Source organism: Streptomyces sp. NBC_00076 (assembly GCF_045041235.1).
In the GTDB taxonomy this organism is placed as follows: Bacteria; Actinomycetota; Actinomycetes; order Streptomycetales; family Streptomycetaceae; genus Streptomyces.
This window is the reverse complement of the sequence record NZ_CP108242.1, coordinates 2,517,235-2,533,438: the sequence shown is the minus strand read 5'-3', so window position 1 is coordinate 2,533,438 and position 16,204 is coordinate 2,517,235. Positions and strand designations below refer to the sequence as shown.

Below are 16,204 nucleotides of genomic sequence, written 5' to 3'. Positions count from 1 at the left end.
CGCTCGTACGAGTGCTCAATCGAGTGCCTCCCGGCTCTTCTCAGCGGGCCGCCCGAACACGATCCGACCCCCGCGAATGTCGGGGTCTGGGCAACGTCTACAGTGGCGTGGTACGCGCGAGCCTTTACCGGGACTTCACACGGCTGAGGCTTGCTGGGATGTCTCTGTAGGGGTGTGCGTGACGGCCGTCGAATCCCGTCCAGCGGGGGTACTCGGTGCGAGCCAGAGCCCGAGCCACCGGCCGTTCGGGGCCCGTGTCAAGGCGTTCGTAGCTCTGACCAAGCCTCGGATCATCGAGCTGCTGCTCATCACCACCGTGCCGGTGATGTTCCTGGCGCAGCAAGGTGTCCCCGACCTCGGGCTGGTGCTGCTCACGTGCCTCGGCGGGTACCTCTCCGCGGGTGGCGCGAACGCGCTCAACATGTACATCGACCGCGACATCGACGCGCTCATGGACCGCACCTCGCAGCGGCCGCTGGTCACCGGCATGGTCAGCCCGCGCGAGTGCCTCGCCTTCGGCATCACCCTGGCCGTCGTCTCCACCCTGCTGTTCGGCCTCGCGGTCAACTGGCTGTCGGCCTGGCTGTCACTCGGAGCGCTCCTCTTCTACGTGGTCGTCTACACGATGATCCTCAAGCGCCGTACCTCGCAGAACATCGTGTGGGGCGGGATCGCCGGGTGCCTGCCCGTTCTCATCGGCTGGTCGTCGGTCACGAACTCCCTGTCGTGGGCGCCGGTCATCCTCTTCCTCGTGATGTTCTTCTGGACCCCGCCGCACTACTGGCCGCTGTCCATGAAGGTCAGGGAGGACTACGCGCGCGTGGGCGTGCCGATGCTGCCGGTCGTCGCCTCCAACAAGGTGGTCGCCAAGCAGATCGTGCTCTACAGCTGGATGATGGTCGGGGTGTCGCTGCTGCTGACGCCGCTCGGCTACACCGGCTGGTTCTACACGGCGGTCGCGCTGCTGGCGGGCGGTTTCTGGCTGTGGGAGGCGCACGGGCTGCAGAAACGCGCCAGGGCCGAGGTCACCGGCGTCAAGCTCAAGGAGATGCGGCTGTTCCACTGGTCGATCACCTATGTGTCGATCCTGTTCGTGGCCGTCGCGGTCGATCCCTTCCTGCGCTGACTTCCTGAGCCCTCCCAAGATTTCCCGTGACGGGCGGGGTACGTGGTCAAGGCCACGCACCCCGCCCGTCGCCGTTCCCTCTACCCGTCGGTAGCATCCTGGCCATGGCAGACACGCAGCAGGTTGACGAGGGCACCGACGCCAAGCAGGCCGCACGTGCCGAGCGCAGGGCGGCCCGCCTCGCCAAGCAGATCGGCGCCTTCTCCAAGGCGCACGGCGGGGCCGAGGGCCAGGTCGCCTACCTCGGGGAGCGCGGCGCCCGCATCGTGCTCGTCGGCGAGGACGGCGGCTGGGGCGACCTGGTGGCCCCGTCGTACGACATCGCCGAGAAGGCCGTGGCGAAGTCCGGGATCACGGTCCACGAGGCCTTCGACGGCGAGTTCGCGGCCAAGGTGCGGACCGGTCCGTACGAGTGGACCCGGATGGCCGGGATCCAGGTGGGCGGTCCGAGCAACACCTGACACCCGGTTCACCCGTTAGGACCCGTGGAGGACCGTAGGAGGACACGGTCCTCGGACGTGGTCCACTCGCGGGAGTCCGGATGATCGAAACGCCGTCCCTGGTGGACCAGTACTGCCACGGCGTACTGAGGACGGAGCTGGGACTCGGCACCTTCGAGGCCCAGCTGGCCCGCTCCGAGGGCCCGCCCGCGCCGGGCACGACCCTCTTCGACACCCAGACCGGTTTCGCGGTACGCCGCTGGTGCCCCCCGCTCCTCGGCCTGGAGGCGCACTGTCCGCCCGCCCGTTATCTCGCCCGACGTCGTGAACTCGGCGTACTGGAGTCGGGCCGACGCCTGCTGCGCGGCAGCGGCATCACGACGTACCTGGTCGACACCGGACTGCCCGGCGACCTCACCGGACCGGGCGAACTGGCCGGCACGGCGGCCGCCGAGGCCCGCGAGATCGTGCGGCTGGAACCCCTCGCCGAACAGGTCGCCGACACCTCCGGCACCGTCGAGTCCTTCCTCGCCAACCTCGCCGAGTCGGTGCACGGCGCCGCCGCGAACGCCGTGGCCTTCACCTCGGTGGCGGGCGTACGGCACGGACTCGCGCTGGCGCCCGAGCCGCCGGGGCCGGGGGAGGTGCGGGGCGCGGCCGGCCGCTGGCTCGCCGGCCGCCGGGTGGGCGGGGAACTGCGCGATCCGGTGCTGCTGCGGCACCTGCTGTGGATCGCTGTCGCCTCCGGCAGGCCCCTCCAGCTCCACGCCGGTCTCGGCGAACCGGGCCTGCGCATCGACCGCACCGATCCCGTGCTGCTGACGGACTTCGTGCGGGCCACAGCGGGCCTCGGCACGGATCTCGTGCTGCTGTACAGCTACCCGTACCACCGGCACGCCGCCCACCTCGCCGGCGTCTTCTCCCACGTCTACGCCGACTCGGGCGCCGCCCTGGTGCGCACCGGCGCCCGGGCCGCGACCGTGCTCGCGGAGATCCTGGAGCTCGCCCCCTTCGGCAAGATCCTCTTCTCCAGCGGCGCCCAGGGCCTGCCCGAGCTGCACGTGGTCGGCGCCTGCCTGTTCCGTGAGGCCCTGGGACGGGTGCTCGGCACCTGGGTCGCCGAGGGCGCGTGGTCGCAGACGGACGCCCAGCGGGTGGCGGGGATGATCGCGGCGGGCAACGCCGGGCGCGTGTACGGGCTGGAGTGACCGCGGCGGCCTACGGCCGGGGAGTCACGCCCGGGTCAGGGCCGCCTCGGTCGAAGGCCCCGGCAGGTCGGCCTCCGCGTCCGGACGTTCGCGCAGCGCCAGCAGGACTCGCAGGACGGCGATCCACACCAGGGCCGAGCCGAGCATGTGCAGGCCGACCAGCAGCTCGGGAAGGTCCGTGAAGTACTGGACGTAGCCGATGACGCCCTGGGCGAGCAGGATCAGGAACAGGTCGCGGGTGCGGTGCAGCGGGCCCTTGGGGGAGTCGACCGCCTTGAGGACGAACCACAGGGCGAAGGTCAGCGACACCACGATCCAGGCCAGCACCGCGTGCACCTTGCTCACGGTCTCCCAGTTGACCGGCATCCGCTCGACCTCGCTGGAGTCGCCCGCGTGCGGGCCCGCGCCGGTCACCACCGTGCCGACCAGGATCAGCAGGACGGCCGCCGCGACCAGGAACCACACCAGCTGCTGCACGGCCCCGCCGACCAGCGGACGGGGCGGCGCGTCACCCTCGCGGGCACGCTGCCACATCACCGTGGCGATCGCGATCAGGGCCGACGTCGCCACGAAGTGCGCCGCGACCGTGTACGGGTTGAGGCCGACCAGGACCACGATGCCGCCGAGGACGGCGTTGCTCATCACGACCCAGAACTGGGCCCAGCCCAGCCGCGTCAGACCGCGCCGGTGGGGCTTCTCGGCCCGGGCGGCGATGATGGCCCAGCCCACCGCGGCGCACAGCACGTACGTCAGCATGCGGTTGCCGAACTCGATGGCGCCGTGGAAGCCCATCGCGCCGGTGGCGGTCAGCGAGTCGTCGGTGCACTTGGGCCAGGTCGGGCAGCCGAGCCCCGATCCGGTGAGCCGCACCGCACCACCGGTGACCACGATGAGCACCGACATCACGAGCGCGGCGAGCGCCGCCCGCCGGACCGTCCGAGGGGTCGGAGTCCAGCGTTCGGCGATGAAGGCGAGCGGGTTGCGGACGGCCGCTACGGCGTCGGCGCGGGTCAGGTTCGGCACGCGTTCCATCGTAGGGGGCCGCTTGTGCACGCTTTCACTAGGGTCCCGCGGAGGGCTACTCCCACCGGAAGAACCGCCCCGACGCGGCCAGTCCCACGACCGCCCACGCGGCGAGGATCCCCAGGTCGCCCCAGGGGACGCCGGCGCCGTGCTGCAGCACGTCCCGCAGGCCGTCCGACAGGGCCGAGATCGGCAGCAGGCCGAGGACGTCCTGGGCGGCGGGCGGGAACTTGTCCAGGGGGACGATCACGCCGCCGCCCACGAGGAGCAGCAGGAAGACCAGGTTGGCGGCGGCCAGGGTCGCCTCCGCCTTGAGCGTGCCGGCCATCAGCAGGCCGAGGCCGGAGAAGGCGGCCGTGCCGAGGACCAGCAGGAGCAGGACGGAGACCGGGTTGCCGTGCGGCGACCAGCCCAGGGCGAGGGCGATCGCCGTCAGCAGGATCACCTGGAGGATCTCGGTGACCAGGACGGAGAGGGTCTTCGCGGTCATCAGGCCCCAGCGGGGCAGCGGGGAGGAGGCGAGGCGCTTCAGGACGCCGTAGCGCCGCTCGAAGCCCGTCGCGATGGCCTGGCCCGTGAAGGCCGTGGACATCACGGCCAGCGCCAGGATGCCGGGCGCGAGGAAGTCGACCGCCTCGCCGGCACCCGTGTCGACGATGTCAACCGAGCTGAACAGGAGCAGCAGCAGGGCGGGAATCACGACCGTCAGCAGCAGCTGCTCGCCGTTGCGCAGCAGCATCCTCGTCTCCAGGGCGGCCTGGGCGACGATCATGCGGGGGAGCGGCGCGGCCCCCGGCTTCGGCGCGTAGGCGCCGGTGGCGGTGGCGGTGGCGGTGGTGGCGCTGGTCATGAGCGCAGCTCCTTGCCCGTGAGCTCCAGAAAGACGTCTTCGAGGGAGTGCCGTTCGACGGAGATCTTCTCCGGCATCACCCCGTGCTGCGCGCACCACGAGGTGACCGTCGCGAGTAGTTGCGGGTCGATCTTGCCTCCGACGCGGTACGAACCCGGCGTCAGCTCGGCGGCCGTGCAGTCCGCCGGGAGTGCCTTGAGGAGGGACCCGACGTCGAGCCCGGGGCGGCCGCTGAAGCGCAGGGTGTTCTCGGCGCCGCCGCGGCACAGCTCCTCGGGGGAGCCGTGGGCGATGACCCGGCCCGCGTCGATGATCGCGACGTCGTCGGCGAGCTGCTCGGCCTCGTCCATGTAGTGGGTCGTGAGGATCACGGAGACGTCGTCGGCGCGCAGGTCGCGGATCAGGTCCCAGGTGGCGTGGCGGGCCTGCGGATCGAGGCCCGCGGTCGGCTCGTCCAGGAACACCAGCTCAGGGCGGCCCACGACGGCCATGGCGAGCGCCAGCCGCTGCTGCTGCCCGCCGGACAGCCGCCGGTACGTCGTCCGGCCGCAACTGCCCAGCCCCAGGCGCTCGATGAGCGCGTCCACGTCCAGCGGGTGGGCGTGCAGCTTGGCCACATGGCGCAGCATCTCGTCCGCCCGGGCGCCCGAGTACACGCCCCCGGCCTGCAGCATCACCCCGATCCGGGGGTGCAGCTCGCGGGCCTGTCGCACCGGGTCGAGGCCCAGGACCCGCACCGTGCCGGAGTCGGGCCTGCGGTACCCCTCGCAGGTCTCGACCGTGGTCGTCTTGCCGGCCCCGTTGGGTCCGAGGACGGCGGTCACGCCCGCCCGGGCCACCAGGTCGAGGCCGTCCACCGCGGTCTTCGGGCCGTACCGCTTCACCAAGGCGTGGACCTGGACCACGGGCTCACTTCGCATGGGTCCAGAGTCTAGGTTCGCGGGCGCCGGTCCAGACCGGCGGGTACGAGATCTCCACCCCGGGCCACCCCGGCCCACCCGCCCCGGCCCGGACGGAGCCTCAGATCTCTTCCCAGGACCGGTGCAGCGTCAGCCACCGCTGCGCGTACGCCACCGCGTCCGCCACCGGGAACAGCCGTACGTCGGCCGCGCCCACCCGCCCCCGTACGACGGAACGCCGTCCCTCGTCCCGCTCGAAGTCGTAGCCCAGCTCGTCGAACCGGTCCGAGTCGATCGACACCTCGGTGACCACCTCCCAGCCCGCCGGGCCCGGCCGGCCCACCTTCACCAGCGGTGACGGCACGCGGTACTCGGCGAGGTGGAAGCAGGTGCAGGTGGCGTAGTCGGCGCCGAGCAGCAGTACCCGGGCGCCGAGCTCCTCCAGCCGCGCCAGCGGGCTCCGCTCGCCCAGCCGGCAGTCGGGCGCGTGCCCCTCGACGATCTCCGCCGCACGCGGACCGACGGCGGCGAACGAGGTCTGCGGATGAGCACTGCGCAGGGCGCCCGGCCAGGTTCGCAGGGTCTCGGGGATCACGCCCACCCCGCGGGTGGGCGTGAGAAGGGGGTCGTACCCCGGCATCGTGGCCCGGATGGTCTCCCACCACTCCTCGGGCACCGGCGGGCTGCTCCACACGGCCGGGTCGGAGAGGTCGCCGGACTGGGTGGGGACCACGAGTGTGCCGGCCGGACCGAGCGCGTCGAGCAGTCCCTGGACGACCGCCACGGCGCCGCCGCACACCCAGCCGAGGGAGCTGAGCGAGGAGTGGACCAGGAGGGTTTCGCCGGGGCGGACACCGAGCTCGGTGAGCTGCGTGGCGAGGGTGTCCCGGGTGACAAGAGGGCCGGTCGGAGGGGGTATGGACATGGTTCGGGAGTCTCCCCGACCGGGCAGGGCGGCGCCACCTGTTTGTTCGAGCGGAGATCGTTCCCGCAGGTCAGATTAGGTGAACCTAAGTGACGCAGGGCACCGCCCGGTCGGCCGGACGTGGCTTGCCTGGTTCCGAGGAATTACGCAACAATGGCGTTGTGAAAAACGTCGGCGAGGCTCGGGAGACCCCCACGGGGGCCCCTCAGGAGGAGCTCGCGACAGGGGAGCGCTCGACGCGCAACCGTGTCGCGCGATCCATCCTGGACCACGGGCCCTCGACCGTGACCCAGCTGGCCGGACGCCTGGGACTCACCCCGGCGGCCGTACGCCGGCACCTGGACGCACTGGCCGCCGACGACGTCGTGGAGGCGCGCGAGCAGCGGGTGTACGGAGCGCGCACGCGCGGCCGGCCCGCCAAGGTCTTCGCACTCACCGACTGCGGTCGCGACGCCTTCGACCAGTCCTACGACAAGCTCGCCGCGGACGCCCTGCGCTTCATCCAGGAGCGGTTCGGCGGGGACGAGGCGGTCGTCGCCTTCGCCCGCGCCAGGATCGCCGAGCAGGCCACCGCCTACCGCCGGGCCATCGAGGCCGCCGCCCCCGAAGAGCGGACCGAAGCGCTGGCCAAGGCCCTGAGCGCGGACGGGTACGCTGCTACGGCGCGAAGCGCACCGGTCGGCGAGCAGCTCTGCCAGCACCACTGCCCGGTGGCCCACGTCGCGGAAAAGTTCCCGCAGCTCTGCGAGGCGGAGACCGAGATCTTCTCCCAGCTGCTCGGCACCCACGTCCAGCGACTGGCGACCATCGCGCACGGCGACGGCGTCTGCACGACGTTCATCCCCAAGATTTCCCACATGTCTGACAACGCATCTGCAAGCACGGCCGGGAGGAACCCCGCATGACTCTCCCCACGGAGACTGCCCACCCCGAGCTCGAGGGCCTGGGCAAGTACGAATACGGCTGGGCCGACTCCGACACGGCCGGCGCCTCTGCCAAGCGCGGCATCAACGAGGACGTCGTCCGCGACATCTCCGCGAAGAAGAACGAGCCGGAGTGGATGACCAAGCTCCGTCTCAAGGGTCTGCGTCTGTTCGGCAAGAAGCCCATGCCGAACTGGGGCTCCGACCTGTCCGGCATCGACTTCGACAACATCAAGTACTTCGTGCGTTCCACGGAGAAGCAGGCGGAGTCCTGGGAGGACCTGCCCGAGGACATCAAGAACACGTACGACAAGCTCGGCATCCCGGAGGCGGAGAAGCAGCGCCTCGTCGCCGGTGTCGCGGCCCAGTACGAGTCCGAGGTCGTCTACCACCAGATCCGCGAGGACCTGGAGGAGCAGGGCGTCATCTTCCTCGACACCGACACGGCCCTGAAGGAGCACCCGGAGCTCTTCAAGGAGTACTTCGGCACCGTCATCCCGGTCGGCGACAACAAGTTCGCCTCGCTGAACACGGCCGTATGGTCCGGCGGTTCCTTCATCTACGTGCCGAAGGGCGTGCACGTCGAGATCCCGCTCCAGGCCTACTTCCGTATCAACACGGAGAACATGGGCCAGTTCGAGCGGACCCTGATCATCGTCGACGAGGGTGCCTACGTGCACTACGTCGAGGGCTGTACGGCACCGATCTACAAGTCGGACTCGCTGCACTCCGCGGTCGTCGAGATCATCGTCAAGAAGAACGCCCGCTGCCGTTACACGACCATCCAGAACTGGTCGAACAACGTCTACAACCTGGTCACCAAGCGCGCCGTGGCGTACGAGGGCGCGACCATGGAGTGGATCGACGGCAACATCGGCTCCAAGGTCACGATGAAGTACCCGGCCGTCTACCTGATGGGCGAGCACGCCAAGGGCGAGACCCTCTCCATCGCCTTCGCGGGTGAGGGCCAGCACCAGGACGCCGGCTCCAAGATGGTCCACATGGCGCCGAACACCTCCTCCAACATCGTGTCGAAGTCCGTGGCGCGTGGTGGCGGCCGTACGTCCTACCGCGGTCTCGTCGAGATCGGCGAGGGCGCCCACGGCTCCAAGTCCAACGTGCTGTGCGACGCGCTGCTCGTCGACACCATCTCCCGCTCCGACACGTACCCCTACGTGGACGTCCGCGAGGACGACGTGTCCATGGGTCACGAGGCGACCGTCTCCAAGGTCAGCGACGACCAGCTCTTCTACCTGATGAGCCGGGGCATGACCGAGTTCGAGGCGATGGCCATGATCGTGCGCGGCTTTGTCGAGCCGATCGCGAAGGAGCTGCCCATGGAGTACGCGCTGGAACTCAACCGGCTGATCGAGCTGCAGATGGAAGGCGCGGTCGGTTAAGACCCGCCCCACCACGACCAGCTAGCGAATTCCGACGTAGGAAAGAGAGCAGACCGACAGCCATGGCTGAGGCTCAGAACATCCCGGTGGGCAGTACAACCGCCGGCCAGATCGCGGTGGCCGCCGAGTCCACCGTCGCCACGCGCATGAGCGCGCCCCCGTCCTTCGACGTGCGGGACTTCCCGGTCCCGCACGGCCGTGAGGAGGAGTGGCGGTTCACCCCGCTGGAGCGGCTGCGCGGGCTGCACGACGGCACCGCGGTCGCCACCGGCGACGGCCTGAAGGTCGACATCGTGGCGCCCGAGGGCGTCAGGGTCGAGACCGTCGGCCGTGACGACGCCCGCCTCGGCAGGGCGGGTACCCCGGCGGACCGCATCGCCGCCCAGGCGTACTCGGCGTTCGAGAAGGCCGGCGTGATCACCGTCCCCAAGGAGACGGTCCTCGCCGAGCCGATCCGTATCGCCGTGCACGGCGAGGGCGGGATCGCCTACGCCCACCAGGTCGTCGAGCTCGAAGCCTTCGCTGAGGCCGTCGTCGTCATCGACCACACCGGTGACGCCGTACTCGCCGCCAACGTCGACTACGTCCTCGGGGACGGCGCCAAGCTGACCGTCGTCTCCGTCCAGGACTGGGACGAGAAGGCGGTGCACGTGGGCCAGCACAACGCGCTGATCGGCCGTGACGCCACCTTCAAGTCGTTCGTGGTCACCTTCGGCGGCGACCTGGTACGCCTGCACCCGCGCGTCGCCTACGCCGGCACCGGCGGCGAGGCCGAGCTGTTCGGCCTGTACTTCACGGACGCCGGCCAGCACCAGGAGCACCGCCTCCTGGTCGACCACAACACCCCGCACTGCAAGTCGAACGTCGCCTACAAGGGCGCGCTCCAGGGCGACGGCGCGCACGCCGTGTGGATCGGCGACGTCCTCATCGAGGCCAAGGCCGAGGGCACGGACACGTACGAGATGAACCGCAACCTGGTTCTGACCGACGGCGCCCGGGTCGACTCGGTGCCGAACCTGGAGATCGAGACCGGCGAGATCGTCGGCGCCGGACACGCCTCGGCGACCGGCCGCTTCGACGACGAGCAGCTCTTCTACCTGATGGCCCGCGGCATCCCCGCCGAAGAGGCCCGCCGACTGGTGGTCCGTGGCTTCTTCGCCGAGCTCGTCCAGCAGATCGGTGTCGACGACATCGAAGAGCGCCTCCTCGTGAAGATCGACGAGGAGCTGGAGGCGTCGGTCTGATGGCTGCTTTCGTACGCGTCTGTGGTCTGGGCGAGCTGGAGGAGGACACCCCGAAGCGGGTGGAACTCGACGGCACGCCGCTCTCCGTCGTCCGCACCGAGGGAGAGGTGTTCGCGATCAACGACATCTGCTCCCACGCGAACGTCTCGCTCTCCGAGGGCGAGGTGGAGGACTGTCAGATCGAGTGCTGGCTGCACGGCTCCAGCTTCGACCTCCGCACCGGCAAGCCGTCCGGCCTGCCCGCGACGCGCCCCGTCCCCGTATACCCCGTACAGATCGAAGGGGACGACGTGCTCGTCTCCCTCACCCAGGAGTCCTGAGGCACCCATGGCAACGCTTGAAATCCGAGACCTGCACGTCACCGTCGAGGTCGAGAACGGCACGAAGGAAATCCTCAAGGGTGTCGACCTCACCGTGAAGCAGGGCGAGACGCACGCCATCATGGGCCCCAACGGCTCCGGCAAGTCGACGCTCGCCTACTCGCTCGCGGGGCACCCGAAGTACACGATCACCGGCGGCACCGTACTGCTCGACGGCGAGGATGTCCTGGAGATGTCCGTCGACGAGCGCGCCCGCGCGGGCCTGTTCCTCGCGATGCAGTACCCGGTCGAGGTCCCCGGCGTCTCCGTCTCCAACTTCCTGCGCACCTCCGCCACCGCGATCCGCGGCGAGGCCCCCAAGCTGCGCACCTGGGTGAAGGAGGTCAAGGGGGCCATGGAGCGCCTCAACATGGACCCGGCCTTCGCCGAGCGCAACGTGAACGAGGGCTTCTCCGGCGGTGAGAAGAAGCGCCACGAGATCCTTCAGCTGGAGCTCCTCAAGCCGAAGGTCGCGATCCTCGACGAGACCGACTCCGGCCTGGACGTCGACGCGCTGCGCGTCGTCTCCGAGGGCGTCAACCGCGTCCGCGAGAGCGGCGAGGTCGGCACCCTGCTGATCACGCACTACACGCGCATCCTGCGCTACATCAAGCCCGACTTCGTCCACGTCTTCTCCGCCGGCCGGATCGTGGAGTCCGGCGGCGCCGAGCTGGCCGACAAGCTGGAGAACGAGGGCTACGAGGCATACACGAAGGGTGGCGTATCCGCGTGACACAGCTGCCGGGCCTCCTCGACACAGAGGCGATCCGCAAGGACTTCCCCATCCTGGACCGTACGGTCCACGACGGTCAGAAGCTCGTGTACCTGGACAACGCGGCGACCTCGCAGAAGCCGCGCCAGGTACTGGACGCCCTGAACGAGTACTACGAGCGCTACAACGCCAACGTCCATCGCGGTGTGCATGTGCTCGCCGAGGAGGCCACGGCGCTGTACGAGGGCGCGCGTGACAAGGTCGCCGCGTTCATCAACGCGCCGAGCCGCGACGAGGTGATCTTCACCAAGAACGCCTCCGAGTCGCTCAACCTCGTGGCGAACATGCTGGGCTGGGCCGACGAGCCCTACCGCGTGGACTCCGAGACCGAGATCGTCATCACGGAGATGGAGCACCACTCCAACATCGTGCCGTGGCAGCTGCTGGCGCAGCGCACGGGCGCGAAGCTGAAGTGGTTCGGCCTGACCGACGACGGGCGCCTCGACCTCTCCAACATCGACGAGATCATCACCGAGAAGACGAAGATCGTCTCCTTCGTGCTGGTGTCCAACATCCTGGGGACGGTCAACCCGGTCGAGGCGATAGTGCGCCGTGCGCAGGAAGTCGGCGCGCTGGTCTGCATCGACGCCTCGCAGGCCGCGCCGCACATGCCGATGGACGTGCAGGCCCTGCAGGCCGACTTCGTGGCCTTCACCGGCCACAAGATGTGCGGCCCGACCGGCATCGGCGTCCTCTGGGGCCGTCAGGAGCTCCTCGAGGACCTGCCTCCGTTCCTCGGCGGCGGCGAGATGATCGAGACGGTGTCGATGCACTCGTCGACGTACGCTCCCGCCCCGCACAAGTTCGAGGCGGGCACCCCGCCGATCGCGCAGGCGGTCGGTCTGGGCGCGGCCATCGACTACCTGTCCGCGATCGGCATGGACAAGGTCCTCGCCCATGAGCACGCGCTCACCGAGTACGCGGTGAAGAAGCTCGGCGAGGTCCCGGGCCTCAGGATCATCGGCCCGACGACGGCCGAGGACCGGGGCGCGGCGATCTCCTTCACGCTGGGCGACATCCACCCGCACGACGTGGGCCAGGTTCTGGACGAGCAGGGCATCGCGGTACGCGTGGGTCACCACTGCGCACGCCCCGTCTGCCTGCGGTACGGAATTCCTGCGACCACGCGAGCGTCGTTCTATCTGTACTCCACGCCGGCCGAGATCGACGCTCTGGTCGACGGGCTGGAGCACGTACGGAACTTCTTCGGCTGAGGGACGTGAGCTGAGACCGTGAAGCTGGATTCGATGTACCAGGAAGTCATCCTGGACCACTACAAGCACCCGCACGGGCGTGGTCTTCGGGACGGCGACGCCGAGGTGCACCACGTCAACCCGACGTGCGGCGACGAGATCACCCTGCGCGTGAAGTACGACGGCACGACGATCAGCGACGTCTCGTACGAGGGGCAGGGCTGCTCCATCAGCCAGGCATCGGCCTCCGTGCTGAACGAACTGCTGGTCGGCAAGGACCTTGCCGAGGCGCAGAAGATCCAGGAGACCTTCCTGGAGCTGATGCAGTCCAAGGGCCGCATCGAGCCGGACGACGCGATGGAGGAGGTCCTGGAGGACGCGGTCGCGTTCGCCGGGGTCTCCAAGTACCCGGCCCGCGTGAAGTGCGCGCTGCTGAGCTGGATGGCCTGGAAGGACGCGACGGCCCAGGCCCTGGGCGAGGCCGACGCCGAAAGGAAGACGGCATGAGCGAGACCATCGAGATGAAGCCGGCCTCGGAGGAAGAAGTCCGAGAGGCCCTGTACGACGTCGTCGACCCCGAGCTGGGCATCGACGTCGTCAACCTCGGCCTGATCTACGGCATTCACATCGACGACGCGAACATCGCGACCATCGACATGACCCTGACCTCGGCGGCCTGTCCGCTGACGGACGTCATCGAGGACCAGGCCAAGTCCGCCACCGACGGCATCGTCAACGAACTCCGCATCAACTGGGTGTGGATGCCGCCGTGGGGTCCGGACAAGATCACGGACGATGGGCGGGAGCAGCTTCGGGCGCTCGGGTTCAACGTCTGAGACCGTCTGTACGGCCATGCGGTGGCCCCCGGCACCAGGTGCCGGGGGCCACTGGTGTGTCCGGGCTCAGGCCAGCCCGCCCACCAGCCGGAACGCGGAGTCCGACTGGTACGGCCCGCCGTACTGGTACGGGTCGAGACGCAGGGTGAAGTTCTTGTGGCGCAGGAAACGGCCTGGGTAGTTGACCGACTCCAGCATGACCGCGCCGGACACCCGCGAGGTCCGCGGGCAGAACGTGGCGTCCTGCCGGAAGAGTCCGGAGCCGTCGTTGCGTTCCACGCGCAGGACGAACGCGCGGTGGCGCAGGTAGGAGCCGCCAGACGTGGCGAAGGAGTAACAGGAGGCGTCGGCGAGGCCCTTGACCAGTTCGAAGGTGGCGTCCCGGCGGGCCGAGGCGGAGCTGACCTGGTCGAGTCCGACGTAGCTGCCGTTGACGTGCCAGTAGCGGTCCGGGTAGTTGACCGAGCGGACCGAACGCCAGGTGGTCGACGGCTTGGCGGACGAAGTGGGGTGCGGGGCGGGGGGCTTGGGCGTCGGCGCGGCGGAGGCCGAACCCTGCGGTTCCGGGGCGGTCGTGGTGGTGGACCGCGCCGAGGGGGAACCGCTCTTCCTGCCCGAAGGAGCGGACGGTACCGCCTCGCCGCTCGGGGAGTTGCTTGCGTAGGAGATCAGGCCCGGGCCGCTCTGGTCCACGGCGGGCGTTCCGTCCTTGGCGGGTGACTTGGCTTCGGTGTGCTGGTCCGTGAGGGCGATGGCCGTCACACAGGTGACGACGGTGGCTATGGCCAGCACGCCGGCCAGCCAGAGCCGACGTGTTCCCGGTACCCGGGAGGTGTCCGGAACCCAGCCGTTCTCCCACGGGGAGTTCTTCGGGGGCCGGGACTTGCTTTGTGGCATGCGAGGTTCCTCCAGCGGCGCCCGAGGCGACGGCTGCGGCACGTAATGGGGAAGTAAGTGAACGGTGAAACACTAGTGGAGCAGGTGACTTCCCGTCAGGGGGTCGAAGCGAGCGGTTTCCACATCGCGGCCGGGTCCAACTATCGGAAACCGGCGGTCACCTGGACAAGGGGCACACCGTGAACCGACTGGGCGACGCCGATATGTACGCTCGTACACATGGGATACTTGTTGCTCGCCGGCGCCATCGCCGTCGAGGTCGCCGCGACGACGGCCATGAAGTACAGCGACGGCTTCAGCAGGCTGGTGCCCTCGCTGCTGACCGTCCTCGGCTACGTCGTCTCCTTCACGTTGCTCGCCCAGACGTTGCGGACCGTCTCGATCGGCACCGCGTACGCGATCTGGGCCGGGGTCGGCACCGCGGCCATCGCCGCGATCGGGATCGTGTTCCTGGGGGACGGGCTGACCCTCGCCAAGGCCGGCGGCATCGCGTTGATCATCGTCGGCGTGGTGGTGCTGAACCTGGGTGGCGCGCACTGATGGCCCGGCGCTACGACCCCGACCGGCGGCAGCGGATCATCGACGCGGCGATCCGGGTGGTGGGGGAGAAGGGCCTCGCGGGGCTGAGCCACCGCACCGTCGCCGCCGAGGCCGATGTGCCGCTCGGCTCCACGACGTACCACTTCAAGACGCTCGACGAGCTGATGGTGGCCGCCCTGAGACAGGCGGGCGAGGGCTTCGACAAGGTGGTCGCCGCGCGTGGCAGCCTGTCCGACCCGCGCACCGACCTCGCCGCCGAACTCGCCGGACTGCTGGGCGAGTGGCTGGCCGGCGAGCGCACCGGCGTCGAGCTGGAGTGCGAGCTCTACCTCGCCGCCCTGCGCCGCCCCGCCCTGCGCCCGGTCGCCGCCGAATGGGCCGACGGCCTCGCGACCGTGCTCGCGCACCGCACCGACCCGGTCACCGCGCGGGCGCTGGTCGCGTTGCTGGACGGGATCTGCCTCCAGGTGCTGTTGACGGACGCGCCGTACGACGAGGGATTCGCACGGGAGGCGTTCGGGCGGGTCATCCCCGATGTCCGGTGATCCACTGGGCGGTCGGCGGGTCGGCGCGTCATCAGTTCAGCGGGTCGGCGGGTCAGGGCCGGCCGTCGGGACGGGTGACCGCCGCCAGTGCCGTCGTCACGCTCGCCGCGATGTCCGTCACCGGATACTGCACGTCCCGCACGATCCGCTCCCGGTCGACGACCAGCGTGAGCCGCTTGAGACGGCTCGCGCCCGCCGCTCGGAACGTCGGCAGGCGCAGCGCGGCGATCAGGGCCAGCCCCGCGTCCGACAGGAGCGGGAAGTCGATCCGCTCCTGGTCCGCGAACTCCCGCTGTTCGTCCGGGCGTTGAGTGGAGACGCCGTGCACGGTGGCGCCCGCGGCGGTGAACTCCGATTGCCGGTCGCGATAGGTGCGGGACTCGAGGGTGCAGCCGGGGGCGCCGGGGATCTCCGACCAGCCCGGCGGATAGGCGTCGGCGCGCGCGTAGGCGCCGGGGAAGCAGTACAGGACGGTGTACGGGGTGTCCGCCGCGACGGGGTCGCGTGGCGCGCCCGTGTGGTCGAGCAGGTGCAGTTCGGGGACGCGGGTGCCGAGCAGTTCGTGGACGCGGCGGGCCTCCGCGGACGCCTCCGCCGCCGTCGCCGTGGTGCTCCCGTCTCCCAGGACCCAGGCGTCGCCCCAGTCCTGAAGGGCGATGAGGACTGGCAGGAGGGCCCGGCCGCGCGGGGTGAGCCGGTACTCGTGACGCACCGGGCGCTCCTGGTACGGCACCCGGGTGAGCACGTCCGCCTCCACCAGTAGGCGCAGCCGCTCCGTCAACACCTTGCGGGAGAGGCCGAGTTCGCGTTGCAGCTCGTCGAAGCGGTGCACCCCACGCGCGGTGTCCCGCACGATCAGCAGGGTCCACCAGTCGCCGACGACGTCCAGCGCCTGCGCGATGGCGCAGGTGGATTCCTCCAGGCTCGTCCTGCGGGCCATGACCCCTCCTGTTCCCTCGCGCCTGCTGTGCGTTGACCCGAGGCTGTCACCCTGCCATAGTGAGTTCCCAAAAGGAACTCACCG

The 16,204-nt window shown here is 69.8% G+C and carries 19 protein-coding genes; 13 read left to right on the top strand and 6 right to left on the bottom strand.

Annotation, left to right across the window (positions count from 1 at the left end; all coding sequences use genetic code 11):
- Positions 1 to 172: 172 nt before the first annotated feature.
- The 3 genes from OHA64_RS11605 (at position 173) to OHA64_RS11595 (ending at position 2,774) form a co-directional block, all read left to right on the top strand.
- Complete coding sequence (locus OHA64_RS11605; protein WP_405611849.1) at positions 173 to 1,126, top strand: heme o synthase; 954 nt, start codon at positions 173 to 175, stop codon at positions 1,124 to 1,126.
- A 104-nt stretch (positions 1,127 to 1,230) separates the two neighbouring features.
- Positions 1,231 to 1,587 carry a hypothetical protein gene (locus tag OHA64_RS11600; protein WP_405611847.1) on the top strand — a complete coding sequence of 119 codons (357 nt, stop codon included), beginning with the start codon at positions 1,231 to 1,233 and terminating at the stop codon, positions 1,585 to 1,587.
- A gap of 80 nt (positions 1,588 to 1,667) precedes the next feature.
- A complete protein-coding gene (locus OHA64_RS11595; RefSeq protein ID WP_405611845.1) occupies positions 1,668 to 2,774 on the top strand; it encodes an amidohydrolase family protein in 1,107 nt (368 codons plus the stop codon).
- 24 nt (positions 2,775 to 2,798) lie between these two features.
- Here the strand turns inward: OHA64_RS11595 and OHA64_RS11590 are convergent, their stop codons facing one another.
- The 4 genes from OHA64_RS11590 to OHA64_RS11575 form a co-directional block, all read right to left on the bottom strand.
- Positions 2,799 to 3,806 carry a COX15/CtaA family protein gene (locus OHA64_RS11590; protein ID WP_405611843.1) on the bottom strand — a complete coding sequence of 336 codons (1,008 nt, stop codon included), beginning with the start codon at positions 3,804 to 3,806 and terminating at the stop codon, positions 2,799 to 2,801.
- Between the two features lie 46 nt (positions 3,807 to 3,852).
- Positions 3,853 to 4,647 (bottom strand): ABC transporter permease, encoded by a 795-nt coding sequence (locus OHA64_RS11585; protein WP_405611841.1) that lies wholly within the window; start codon positions 4,645 to 4,647, stop codon positions 3,853 to 3,855.
- The gene (locus OHA64_RS11580) at positions 4,644 to 5,567 is read right to left on the bottom strand and encodes an ABC transporter ATP-binding protein (RefSeq protein ID WP_405611839.1); all 924 of its coding nucleotides are present in this window, start codon (positions 5,565 to 5,567) and stop codon (positions 4,644 to 4,646) included. Before OHA64_RS11580 ends, OHA64_RS11585 begins: the two co-directional genes overlap by 4 nt.
- Before the next feature lie 100 nt (positions 5,568 to 5,667).
- Positions 5,668 to 6,471, bottom strand: coding sequence for an aminoglycoside N(3)-acetyltransferase (locus tag OHA64_RS11575; RefSeq protein ID WP_405611837.1), 804 nt, complete (start codon positions 6,469 to 6,471; stop codon positions 5,668 to 5,670).
- Between the two features lie 161 nt (positions 6,472 to 6,632).
- On the opposite strand from OHA64_RS11575, the gene OHA64_RS11570 reads away from it, so the two are divergent.
- The 8 genes from OHA64_RS11570 (at position 6,633) to OHA64_RS11535 (ending at position 13,198) form a co-directional block, all read left to right on the top strand.
- Positions 6,633 to 7,376, top strand: coding sequence for a helix-turn-helix transcriptional regulator (locus OHA64_RS11570; protein ID WP_405611835.1), 744 nt, complete (start codon positions 6,633 to 6,635; stop codon positions 7,374 to 7,376).
- Positions 7,373 to 8,794: a Fe-S cluster assembly protein SufB gene (sufB, locus tag OHA64_RS11565; protein ID WP_405611833.1), complete on the top strand. Its 1,422-nt coding sequence runs from the start codon at positions 7,373 to 7,375 to the stop codon at positions 8,792 to 8,794. The genes OHA64_RS11570 and sufB overlap by 4 nt, the downstream gene beginning before the upstream one ends.
- A 62-nt stretch (positions 8,795 to 8,856) precedes the next feature.
- Complete coding sequence (gene sufD, locus OHA64_RS11560; protein WP_405611831.1) at positions 8,857 to 10,038, top strand: Fe-S cluster assembly protein SufD; 1,182 nt, start codon at positions 8,857 to 8,859, stop codon at positions 10,036 to 10,038.
- On the top strand, positions 10,038 to 10,358 hold the full coding sequence (locus OHA64_RS11555) for a non-heme iron oxygenase ferredoxin subunit (protein ID WP_405611829.1): 321 nt from the start codon (positions 10,038 to 10,040) through the stop codon (positions 10,356 to 10,358). Before sufD ends, OHA64_RS11555 begins: the two co-directional genes overlap by 1 nt.
- 7 nt (positions 10,359 to 10,365) lie before the next feature.
- Positions 10,366 to 11,130: a Fe-S cluster assembly ATPase SufC gene (gene sufC / locus OHA64_RS11550; RefSeq protein ID WP_405611827.1), complete on the top strand. Its 765-nt coding sequence runs from the start codon at positions 10,366 to 10,368 to the stop codon at positions 11,128 to 11,130.
- The gene (locus OHA64_RS11545) at positions 11,127 to 12,383 is read left to right on the top strand and encodes a cysteine desulfurase (protein WP_405611825.1); all 1,257 of its coding nucleotides are present in this window, start codon (positions 11,127 to 11,129) and stop codon (positions 12,381 to 12,383) included. Before sufC ends, OHA64_RS11545 begins: the two co-directional genes overlap by 4 nt.
- Before the next feature lie 18 nt (positions 12,384 to 12,401).
- Positions 12,402 to 12,869: a Fe-S cluster assembly sulfur transfer protein SufU gene (gene sufU / locus OHA64_RS11540; protein WP_405611823.1), complete on the top strand. Its 468-nt coding sequence runs from the start codon at positions 12,402 to 12,404 to the stop codon at positions 12,867 to 12,869.
- On the top strand, positions 12,866 to 13,198 hold the full coding sequence (locus OHA64_RS11535; RefSeq protein WP_030039960.1) for a metal-sulfur cluster assembly factor: 333 nt from the start codon (positions 12,866 to 12,868) through the stop codon (positions 13,196 to 13,198). Before sufU ends, OHA64_RS11535 begins: the two co-directional genes overlap by 4 nt.
- A gap of 66 nt (positions 13,199 to 13,264) precedes the next feature.
- Here the strand turns inward: OHA64_RS11535 and OHA64_RS11530 are convergent, their stop codons facing one another.
- Positions 13,265 to 14,095 (bottom strand): AbfB domain-containing protein, encoded by an 831-nt coding sequence (locus tag OHA64_RS11530; RefSeq protein WP_405611820.1) that lies wholly within the window; start codon positions 14,093 to 14,095, stop codon positions 13,265 to 13,267.
- 219 nt (positions 14,096 to 14,314) lie between these two features.
- Here OHA64_RS11530 and OHA64_RS11525 point away from each other — a divergent pair, with 219 nt between their 5' ends.
- Positions 14,315 to 14,635 carry a DMT family transporter gene (locus OHA64_RS11525; protein WP_405611818.1) on the top strand — a complete coding sequence of 107 codons (321 nt, stop codon included), beginning with the start codon at positions 14,315 to 14,317 and terminating at the stop codon, positions 14,633 to 14,635.
- Complete coding sequence (locus tag OHA64_RS11520; protein ID WP_405611816.1) at positions 14,635 to 15,180, top strand: TetR/AcrR family transcriptional regulator; 546 nt, start codon at positions 14,635 to 14,637, stop codon at positions 15,178 to 15,180. The genes OHA64_RS11525 and OHA64_RS11520 overlap by 1 nt, the downstream gene beginning before the upstream one ends.
- A 52-nt stretch (positions 15,181 to 15,232) precedes the next feature.
- Here the strand turns inward: OHA64_RS11520 and OHA64_RS11515 are convergent, their stop codons facing one another.
- The gene (locus tag OHA64_RS11515) at positions 15,233 to 16,120 is read right to left on the bottom strand and encodes a winged helix-turn-helix transcriptional regulator (RefSeq protein ID WP_405611814.1); all 888 of its coding nucleotides are present in this window, start codon (positions 16,118 to 16,120) and stop codon (positions 15,233 to 15,235) included.
- Positions 16,121 to 16,204 lie beyond the last annotated feature (84 nt).